The organism is Kocuria sp. CNJ-770 (genome assembly GCF_001942375.1).
In the GTDB taxonomy this organism is placed as follows: domain Bacteria; phylum Actinomycetota; class Actinomycetes; order Actinomycetales; family Micrococcaceae; genus Kocuria; species Kocuria oceani.
Window position 1 is genome coordinate 1,541 of record NZ_MKJW01000032.1, and the last position, 2,121, is coordinate 3,661.

Annotated in this window: 2 protein-coding genes; both read left to right on the forward strand. The window is 70.2% G+C overall.

Features of this window, described 5'->3' with window-relative positions:
• Positions 1 to 525 precede the first annotated feature (525 nt).
• Positions 526 to 1,458 (forward strand): hypothetical protein, encoded by a 933-nt coding sequence (locus tag BJF77_RS01480; protein ID WP_075871083.1) that lies wholly within the window; start codon positions 526 to 528, stop codon positions 1,456 to 1,458.
• Between the two features lie 33 nt (positions 1,459 to 1,491).
• The coding region (locus tag BJF77_RS01485) for a lytic transglycosylase domain-containing protein (protein WP_139318386.1) at positions 1,492 to 2,121 on the forward strand (630 nt) is incomplete at its 3' end.

Consider the following 2,121-nt stretch of genomic DNA (forward strand, 5'->3'; position numbering starts at 1 on the left):
CCCTACGAGTTCGCCTCGATGCCGGCAGCCATTGAGCATGTGGTCTCTATCGCCGGTGACCTGGGGCGACCCGTGAAACTGACGGCCATCGACCCGACCTCCGCGACCGAGCCGGAGACCTCCCTGATCGTTTCTGCGGACGGCTCCGTGGCAGCAGATGCCAGTGTCCCCATCAAGAAACGACCCTCCCGGGGAGGCTCTTCACGTGCTGTCACAGTCGATGACCTTGTATCGGATGCTGAGGAGGCGACAGGCCCAGTGGCGGCGACCGAACCGGCCGCTGACCTGATTGAACACCAGCCCGTGGAGCCCTCCGTCGACGAGGAGCCCCTGGAGACGCTTCCCGATGCCCGTGTCCCCTGCTCAAGGGACGTCTCCGTGCCGCCAGTTCTGGCCCCAACGTCCGCGTCCGTCACGGGCGACACGCCCGCAGAGACCCCTCTGGGCCCTGCGCGCGCAGCTGGCCCACAGGCGGGCAGCGCACCCTCCAGCGCCCCGGCGCCCACCAGCTCCACGTCGGCCCCGGTGGTCGTCGAGGCCGGTGATCCCCGTCTGCAGCTGCGCCGGGAGACGACCACGGACACGCCCGAGTCGTCGGCCCGGCAGGGTTGGCGCGGGTGGTGCAACCAGGCCCTCGGGCTGTCCCTGGCGGCCTCGGCCGCTGAGCGGGCGTCTCGGGCCCGTCGCGCCCGGATCCAGCGGCCCCTGGAGACTCACCGCACCGTCGCCGTGCTCCAGCTCAAGGGTGGAGGCGGGAAGACCACCACGGCCTACCACCTCGCCGCCACCGCCGGACGGGTGCGCGGGGGCAACATTCTGGCCGGGGAGTTCAACGAGAACCAGGGCACCCTGGCCGAACGGGCCCTGACCGCCAATCATGACCGCACCACCCTGGATCTGATCCGCAACCTCGAGACCGTCACCCGCCGCACCGCCGACCTCGTGCGCTACGTGCGCCCCCAGGGCGACGACCGCATCCACGTGCTCGCCTCTCCGCCCGAAGGCACCGACCGGACACGGGTGGACGGACGCTCCGTGCGGGCAGCGCATGAGACCCTGCGCTCCCTCTACAGCCTGATCCTGCTCGACACCGGCAACTCCGCCCAGTCCTCCACCTGGCGGGCCGCCGTGGACGTGGCGGACTCCCTGGTGCTGGTGGCCCACAACCGCGAGGACGACGCCCGCCTGCTGGAAGCCACCGTGGCCGCCGTCCAAGCCGAAGGCCACGGGCAGAAACTGGCCCGCTCCGTGCTGGTGGTCTCCAACACCGCCACCAACAACACCGAACGTCTCACTCGCCTGCGCGAGTACGCCGAGGCGGTCGGACTCGCCGGGGTCGTCGTCATCCCCTTTGACAAGTCCCTCCAGGAAGGACGCGCCTTCCACTACGACGCCCTGCACCCGGGGACCGTGCGGGCCTACGAGGAAGCCACCGCCACCCTGACCGACCAGCTCTGACCCACCGCCCTCCCATCCCCCCAGGAGGCTGTGATGTCGGCTGGATCCCCCCGTGCCCTCAGCGCCGTCGTGGCGCTGCTGTTGGTCTTCGCCATCGGCTCGATCGTGGCCCTCGCCGTGCTCGTCGCGACCCTGGCCGAGGACGAGGAGACGACCTCAGCTACCTCCTGCACCGTCACCGCAGGCACCACGGACAACGACAACGGTGAGGAGCGGGCACTGAACATCCCCAACGGCTGGGCGCCACTGGTCGAAGCAGCCGCCCAGACCGCCGGGCTGCCCGTCAGTGTGGTGGCGGCACAACTGGCCCAAGAATCCAGGTGGAACCCGGACGCCACCAGCCCGGCCGGCGCCCAAGGCATCGCCCAGTTCATGCCCGCCACCTGGGCTACCTACGGCGAGGGTGGGGACCCCTTCGACCCTGAGGACGCGATTCCCGCTTATGGCCGCTACATGGCCGCACTGAAGACCGACGTGCAACCGATCGCCGGTGACGACGCGGACGAGCTCGTGCGCCTGACCCTGGCCGCCTACAACGCCGGGCCCGGTGCTGTTGAGCAGCACCAGGGTGTGCCGCCGTATCAGGAGACGCGCGACTACATCGACACGATCCTGGGCACCGGACAGTCCCAGTACTCCGCCAACTGCCAGGCCCCCACCGGG